Here is a 7,331-nt window from a genome sequence, read left to right as displayed (position 1 = left end):
AAGCGGGGCTTCAGTAGCAGGTGCTTCTTCGGCTTGTGCTTCAACCGGGGCTTCAGTAGCAGGTGCTTCTTTAGCTTGTGCTTCAAGCGGAGCTTCAGTGGCCGACACTACTTCAGCTTGCGCTTCAACCGGGGTTTCAGTAACAGGTGCTTCTTCAGCTTGCGTTTCAACCGAGGCGTCAACCGCAGGTGTTTCTTCAGAAACGGCGACTTGTGCTTTAGCCGTTGCGCTCATTTCAGCTTCAAACTCTGCGGCGGCTTGATCAGCGACAGGAACAAACGCAGGGGCTGCATCTTTGCTTTCGTTGCGTTTGCGCTTTTGTCCTGCAGCTCTCAGGTGACGCGGAGAGCGGCGAGAGCGAGTGCGCGGTTGTTCACGTTGCTCTTTATCTTCTTCGCTTGATTCCTCAACTTTTTGATTGTGTTGAGTTTGCTCAGCCACTTCTTCAGCAGGTGCCTCTTGAGCTGGTTGAACCTTAGCTTCCACTTTTTGAGGTGCAGTCTCTTTAGCGGTGCTGGTTGTAACAGCTTGCTCATGCTCAGGCTTTTGTAAAGGAGTATCAGTAACCTCAGGCTGTACATCAGTACTTACCTCAGTGGCTTGAGCGTTGTTTGATTCACCTTCAACACGTACTTTCTTTTTCAGGTTACGACGCTGGCGACGTGGCTTAACTGGTTTGTCCTGGTTTGCCTGCTCTGCGTTGTCCTGTTTTTGCTCTGTACTTTGCTCAGCAGAGCTTTGCTTCGCTTTATCAGAGTCGTTACGACGACGCTGGTTCTGGCGACGACGTTTGTTCCGGCCTTCGCTGCGCTCCTGATTGTTGCTCTGCTCATCTTTGCGTTTAGTATCACTGTTGTCTTGTTCAGCCTTACGATTGTCGTTACGTTCGTCGTTGCGGCGATCATTACGGTTGCGATTTTTACGACGCTGCTGGTTACGGCGGCGGTTATCCTGACGCTGACGGGGCTGTTGCTTAGGTTGCTCTTCCTCTTTTTGCTCTTCTTCAGAGCCAAACAAGCCCTTGAGCCACTTGCCGATTCGACTCAATAAACCTACTTCTTCCTCAACTTTCTTTTGTGCCTGAGGCTGCTTAGTCGCTTCTGCAGGTTGTGGAGCTGGTGCCGGTGCTGTAGGCATAGCAACGCCTTTCAGAACAGGCTCTTCTTTGACGATAGGGGCGGCAATCGGTGCGGTAGTCACTTCTACTTCAGGCGTAACTACTTGCTCATAGCTTACACTTTCCGGCACATCATCTTTACGAAGGCGCACTACGTCATAATGCGGCGTTTCCATGTGCTGGTTAGGAATGATCACAACGTCACAGTTGTGGCGTTTTTCGATGCGCTGAACGGCTCGACGCTTCTCGTTAAGCAAATAAGAGCCCACTTTAACAGGTACTTGCGCGTTAACCTGCGCGGTGTTCTCTTTAATCGCTTCTTCTTCAATCAGACGCAAGATAGACAGTGCAATCGATTCGTTTGAACGAATGGTACCCTGTCCATCACAGCGTGGACATGTGTGCTGACTTGCTTCACCTAATGAAGGGCGTAAGCGCTGGCGTGACATTTCGAGCAAGCCGAATCGTGAAATCTTGCCAATCTGAACACGAGCGCGGTCTGCGCGTACGGCATCTTTCAGGCGATTCTCAACTTCACGCTGGTGACGTGGAGGCGTCATATCAATGAAGTCGATCACTATCAGGCCACCCAGATCACGCAAACGTAATTGACGAGCAATTTCGTCAGCGGCTTCCAGGTTGGTATTTAATGCCGTCTCTTCAATATCGCCGCCTTTGGTTGCTTTTGACGAGTTAATATCGATAGAAGTAAGCGCTTCGGTTGGGTCAATGACAATTGAGCCGCCAGAAGGCAAACGTACTTCACGCTGAAAAGCTGATTCAATCTGACTTTCGATTTGGTAGTGCGTGAACAGCGGTACATCATTCTGATAGAGCTTAACACGGTTGATGAAGTCCGGACGGAAACGCTCAATATGGGCTTTCGCTTCTTCAAAAACACGCGCTTTATCAATTAGTATCTCACCGATATCGCGGCGCAAATAGTCACGGATAGCGCGGAAGATAACATTACTTTCCTGATGGATTAAGAATGGTGCCTTACCACTGTCTGCTGCGTTCTGGATTGCTTCCCAGTGTACCAGCAGGGCTTTCAGGTCATATTCTAATTCTTCAAAAGATTTACCAACACCCGCTGTACGCACAATCAGGCCCATGCCTTTTGGCAGGTTCAGACGGCTCAAAGCTTCTTTCAGTTCGATGCGTTCATCACCTTCGATACGGCGAGAAATACCGCCAGCACGAGGGTTATTAGGCATGAGTACCAGGTAGCTGCCGGCAACGCTGATAAAAGTGGTCAGTGCTGCACCTTTTTGGCCTCGTTCCTCTTTATCAACCTGAACAATGACTTCCTGGCCTTCTTTGATCACATCTTTGATGTTTGGGCGACCGTTGAATGTATAGCCTGAAGGGAAGTAAGTTTTGGCAATTTCTTTGAGAGGGAGGAAACCGTGGCGCTCAGCACCATAGTCAACAAAAGCGGCTTCTAAAGAAGGTTCTATTCGAGTGATTTTACCTTTATAAATATTGGCTTTTTTCTGTTCATGACCAGGGCTTTCGATGTCTAAATCGTACAGACGCTGGCCGTCAACCAGTGCAACGCGCATTTCTTCTTGCTGCGTCGCATTGATCAGCATACGTTTCATATTTTTACTCTACTTAATTTTTACACTTTGCCTGTGCTTGTTAGTTCGGGGGTTCAGTGTTCCTATTTTTATAATGCAGTCTCACGACTGGGAGACGGGAACAATCATTTACTTCCGCTTATAACGCTTATGCCACACTGCTTTATAAGTGGCGGGTTATTGAGTTCTTAACTCAACTTGCGGATGTCGCACGGGCCTAAACCTATCCCGACTAAACTACACAAGACATTAATAATTATTGCTTTTAATTTCGGTTATTTAGCTGTGTTTAATCAGTACCATGAACTATTACACGCTTCATTTCAGATTACACGCACGTATTTGTCACTGGGCTGGGTCGATAAAGCTGTGGAAATCTCAGCTCTAATCTGTATGATCCTCCACCCAAGATGTGCATCACAGCGGCATCAATGCGATAAAAAGCACGCTCGCAAAGATAGGCGGGCCGATTATCCCACTATTACCCGCGTGATAGCAACTAAATTATTACTCAATTCAGTGATTAGGCAATGTCAGAAAAAACCGGCTTAAAGGTAAGTTTTGTAACCATAACAGAAGACCAACTCGGTCAGCGCATAGATAACTTTTTACTTACCCACCTTAAGGGAGTGCCAAAAAGTGCAATCTACAAAATTCTTCGTAAAGGGGAGGTCAGGGTTAACAAAAAGCGGGTGAAGCCGGTTTACAAGCTACAACTGAATGATGAAGTACGCATTCCGCCGGTAAAAGTCGCTGAGAAATCTGAGTTTGTGCCAAAAAACCTGGACAAAGTCGCCGGGTTGGAAGATGCGATTCTATATGAGGATAAGTATCTGATAGTAATGAATAAGCCATCAGGTATGGCGGTGCATGGCGGTAGTGGTTTAAGTTATGGGTTGATCGAGGCTATCCGTGCATTGCGTCCGGAAGAAAGAAACCTGGAGTTAGTACACCGGCTGGATCGTGATACGTCTGGCTGTCTGTTAATCTCAAAACGTCGCGCAATTTTAAAAAGGCTACACGAACAGCTCAGAGAAAAAACCATGGAAAAGAACTACTGGGCGCTGGTGTGTGGAGAATGGTCGGCCAAGCACAAGAATGTGACTGAACCACTGCGTAAGAACACGTTGCAATCGGGTGAGCGGGTAGTGCGCGTAGACCATGAGGAAGGTAAAGCCTCCCACACCCGCTTCCGGGTGCTAGAACGGTTTGAGGGGGCGACATTAGTGCAGGCATCACCTGTCACGGGGCGTACTCACCAGATCCGTGTGCACACTCAGTGCAAAGGTCATCCCATCGCGTGTGATGATAAATATGGCGATCAAGTGTTTGATAGCAGAATGCGACAGCTGGGCCTGGGGCGATTATTCTTGCATGCCCGGGAGCTGAGGTTTATTCATCCAAAGCACGAAACCACATTGCATGTTGAAGCGCCATTAGATAAAGCACTGGAGCATTGTTTGGCTAAGCTAAGGAGCAGTAATGGCGCGTAAGCTGATTATATTCGACTGGGACGGTACTGTGATGGACACAGTACCAAAAATTGTTAATACCATACGCCAAGTAACGACCGCCCATGGCCTTGACCCCATCTCTGATGACGTGTCTAAGTCAATCATTGGCTTGTCGTTAGAAAAGGCCATGGCCACTTTGTTCCCTGAACAACAAGATAATGCGGCCGATTTAGCACTGACTTATAAGCGTCTATATAAAGAAGACACAACCCCGGCAGTGGTCTTTACCGGAGTCGAAGTGTTGCTGGCTGCACTCAAAGCTGAAGGATACTTGTTGGCTGTCGCGACAGGAAAAAGTCGGGTTGGTTTGGATAACCTGCTGGCACAAAGTGGCTTGAGTGATTATTTTAGCATTACTAAAACGGCGGATGACGCAAAATCAAAGCCAGATCCGGACATGCTACAGCAGATTTTACGCGAGCTGGAAGTTAATCCTGAACAGGCCATCATGATTGGCGATACGGCTATTGATATGCAGTTGGCCAATAATGCGAATGTGCCTGCCGTTGCTGTAACATTCGGCGCGGCCAGTGCCGCGCAGCTTGAAAAATACGCGCCGCTGGCTGTGTGCGAAAGCTATGCTCAGCTTCAGGCGTTTTTATTGCCCGAGTACGTCGACGCCGAATTCGCCCAGTGATTTAGTCAGTTCAATCAGAGGGAGCCCGATTAATGTATTGGGGTCGTCTCCCTCAAGCTTATCGAACAGGCATATCCCCAGTCCTTCACTCTTAAAGCTGCCTGCACAATTAAGCGGCTGCTCTTTTGCCACATATTGCTCAATCTGGGCGTCTGTTAGCTGACGAAAGTGGACTTTAAACGGCACGACTTTCGTAACAGCCCGCTGTGTCTCAAGCTGGTAGACGCATAATCCGGTGAGAAATGTGACCACCTGGCCACTGAATTGTTTAAGCTGTGCATGGGCATTTTCCACCGTGTGAGGCTTGCCGAGGATCTTGTCGTCAAATAAAGCGACCTGATCTGAGCCAATCACCAATCCACTGCTATAATGTTGATGCGCGACGCGCGCTTTGCTTTCACTTAGCCTGGCAACCAGTTCGGCAGGTGCCTCTGCAGGCAAACCTGATTCGTCAATGTCGGGAGAGAAGCTGTCAAATGGCAGGCACAATTTTGCTAAAATTTGCTGCCTAAATGGCGAGCTGGAGGCTAATATAAGTGGTGATTTCATAAGTACTGTCACTGCGTTGTAGAAAATTCTCCATAGGATAATCACAACGTGGTTAAAAACAATATGAAAGTTTAATTTTGCTTTGACTAAAGCACTAACTATCTATATGATGCAGCCCCTATGCAAAAGGTGAAAATTCCCATCACCATTGATCCTTGCAAAGCGGCACAGCGCCGGGCCAGTTATGACGGTGTTATTGCGCTTGAAGAACTTTCTCGTTTGCAGCAAGTTGTGCAAGATCAAGTAGGTGAAATAGCGGTAACTATTCGTTGCGAAACAGACCAGCAAGGTTTGGTTGTGGTGCGTGGAAACGTGCAAGCCAAAGTCACCGTGTTGTGTCAGCGTTGTAACGATGAATTAGGGTTGGATTTGGAACAAGACTTTGCGTATTCGCCAGTCGGATTAGGTGCAGAGTCGGAAGAACTCCCTGAGTGCTATGATGTTGTGGAGTTGGATGAAGAAGGTGAGATTAATCTTCGGCAAATTATCGAGGATGAGTTGATACTGGCGATCCCCATCGTTCCTAAGCATACAGAAGCATCCTGTTCATTTTCTGATAAACCAGTTAGCTTTGGTGATATAGAAGAACAAGAGAGCAAACCAAATCCATTTGAAATTTTAAAACAACTTAAGAAAGATTCTTAGGAGATAGGCTAATGGCGGTACAAAAAAGTAAAGTGTCACGTTCACGTCGTGGCATGCGTCGTTCACACGATGCTATTAACGGTCCTACACTAACTGTAGATCAAGTTTCTGGTGAGACTCACCGTCGTCACCACGTAACTGCTGACGGTTACTACAAAGGCGAAAAAGTAATTTCTAAGTAAGAGATTACTTATGCACGCTGATCTAACCATAGCGTTAGATATGATGGGGGGCGATTACGGCCCCCGTTCATCAATTCCTGCCGCAATCGCTGCAGTCGAAAAACATCCTCGCTTAATCCTACTATTATGTGGCAATCGTTCCGTTTTGGAAGATGCGCTCGAAAAAGCCAATGCACTGTCTCATCCTCGTCTGATCGTTAAGCACTGTGATGAAGTTGTGACCAATACCTGCGATCCTGCCCAGGCATTGCGCAACAAGCGAAAGTCTTCTATGCGCGTAGCATTAGATCTGGTCAAAGCCGGTCAGGCGCAAGCCTGTGTGAGTTCGGGTAATACGGGCGCATTGTTATCGATGGCGCATTATGTATTAAAAATGCTCCCGGGTATAAAACGACCTGCATTGATCACTTCCGTACCCACTGAAAAGAAACAGCCCGTTTACTTACTGGATCTTGGCGCCAATGTGCAATGTGATCCGGAGACCCTGTTGCAGTTTGCCATTATGGGGTCGATTGTTGCAGGTGCTGCACTTAAACTCGACAAGCCCAAAGTCCACTTGCTTAACATTGGCCTGGAAGACATCAAAGGACACGATGGTATCAAGCAAGCAGCCAAGCTTATGCAAGATTGCAAAGTGATCAATTATCAAGGGTATTGTGAGGGGAGTGATATATTTTCAGGTAAATCAGACGTCATTGTATGTGAGGGGTTTGTTGGCAATGTTGCATTGAAAACCTGTGAAGGAATTGCCAAACTTATCATGTTTAAGTTCACAAAAGCGTTGAAAAAACACCTTTTTTATCGGTGTCTGGCGTTTTTACTCAGGCCCGTCATAAAAAAACTGTATAAACGTGTGAACCCCGACCAGTATAACGGCGCAAGTCTGGTAGGATTGCGCGGTATTGTAGTGAAAAGTCACGGAAATGCGTCGAAGAAGGCATTTATGGCTGCGATTGAAGAAGCGGCCAGAGAGATCGATAGACGTATTCCAGATAAAATCCAGGCGACCTTTGAAGAAATGGCGCCGGTTGAAGAGACATCTGCCAGATCCTAGTTTCATCCAAATAGTGTGGCTAAGGAAAAGGCAGAATATAGAAATCAAAA

The 7,331-nt window shown here is 47.2% G+C and carries 7 protein-coding genes; 5 read left to right on the top strand and 2 right to left on the bottom strand.

The features are described 5' to 3' along the window. Nucleotides 1–2,721, bottom strand: a 2,721-nt coding sequence (rne, locus tag CWB99_RS16775) for a ribonuclease E (protein WP_138686213.1), incomplete at its 3' end; no start/stop codon positions are given. Nucleotides 2,722–3,230: 509 nt separating this feature from the next. Between rne and rluC the strand changes: the two genes are divergently transcribed. Together rluC and CWB99_RS16765 are read left to right on the top strand one after the other, a co-directional pair. After that, on the top strand, nt 3,231–4,193 hold the full coding sequence (gene rluC / locus CWB99_RS16770) for a 23S rRNA pseudouridine(955/2504/2580) synthase RluC (protein WP_138553516.1): 963 nt from the start codon (nt 3,231–3,233) through the stop codon (nt 4,191–4,193). Beyond that, nucleotides 4,183–4,851, top strand: a complete 669-nt coding sequence (locus CWB99_RS16765; protein ID WP_138553514.1) for an HAD-IIIA family hydrolase — start codon at nt 4,183–4,185, stop codon at nt 4,849–4,851. Before rluC ends, CWB99_RS16765 begins: the two co-directional genes overlap by 11 nt. Here CWB99_RS16765 and CWB99_RS16760 read toward each other — a convergent pair. Then, nucleotides 4,813–5,400, bottom strand: coding sequence for a Maf family protein (locus tag CWB99_RS16760; protein WP_138553512.1), 588 nt, complete (start codon nt 5,398–5,400; stop codon nt 4,813–4,815). The genes CWB99_RS16765 and CWB99_RS16760 overlap by 39 nt on opposite strands. Nucleotides 5,401–5,520: 120 nt before the next feature. On the opposite strand from CWB99_RS16760, the gene yceD reads away from it, so the two are divergent. The 3 genes from yceD to plsX are packed head-to-tail and all read left to right on the top strand — an operon-like array spanning nt 5,521 to nt 7,281. Beyond that, the gene (gene yceD / locus CWB99_RS16755; protein WP_138553510.1) at nt 5,521–6,045 is read left to right on the top strand and encodes a 23S rRNA accumulation protein YceD; all 525 of its coding nucleotides are present in this window, start codon (nt 5,521–5,523) and stop codon (nt 6,043–6,045) included. Nucleotides 6,046–6,056: 11 nt separating this feature from the next. Beyond that, nucleotides 6,057–6,227 carry a 50S ribosomal protein L32 gene (gene rpmF / locus CWB99_RS16750; RefSeq protein WP_010382129.1) on the top strand — a complete coding sequence of 57 codons (171 nt, stop codon included), beginning with the start codon at nt 6,057–6,059 and terminating at the stop codon, nt 6,225–6,227. 10 nt (nt 6,228–6,237) lie between these two features. Then, a complete protein-coding gene (gene plsX, locus CWB99_RS16745) occupies nt 6,238–7,281 on the top strand; it encodes a phosphate acyltransferase PlsX (protein WP_138553508.1) in 1,044 nt (347 codons plus the stop codon). Nucleotides 7,282–7,331: the final 50 nt, after the last annotated feature.

The sequence above is a fragment of the Pseudoalteromonas rubra genome, assembly GCF_005887095.1.
GTDB lineage: Bacteria > Pseudomonadota > Gammaproteobacteria > Enterobacterales > Alteromonadaceae > Pseudoalteromonas > Pseudoalteromonas rubra_E.
Note: the sequence above shows the minus strand (reverse complement) of the source record. Positions and strands in the feature narration are given on the sequence as shown.

Coding starts and splice junctions, on each gene's coding strand:
- rluC (WP_138553516.1), top strand. CDS start 3,231: ATGTCAGAAAAAACCGGCTTAAAGGTAAGTTTTGTAACCATAACAGAA.
- CWB99_RS16765 (WP_138553514.1), top strand. CDS start 4,183: ATGGCGCGTAAGCTGATTATATTCGACTGGGACGGTACTGTGATGGAC.
- CWB99_RS16760 (WP_138553512.1), bottom strand. CDS start 5,400: ATGAAATCACCACTTATATTAGCCTCCAGCTCGCCATTTAGGCAGCAA.
- yceD (WP_138553510.1), top strand. CDS start 5,521: ATGCAAAAGGTGAAAATTCCCATCACCATTGATCCTTGCAAAGCGGCA.
- rpmF (WP_010382129.1), top strand. CDS start 6,057: ATGGCGGTACAAAAAAGTAAAGTGTCACGTTCACGTCGTGGCATGCGT.
- plsX (WP_138553508.1), top strand. CDS start 6,238: ATGCACGCTGATCTAACCATAGCGTTAGATATGATGGGGGGCGATTAC.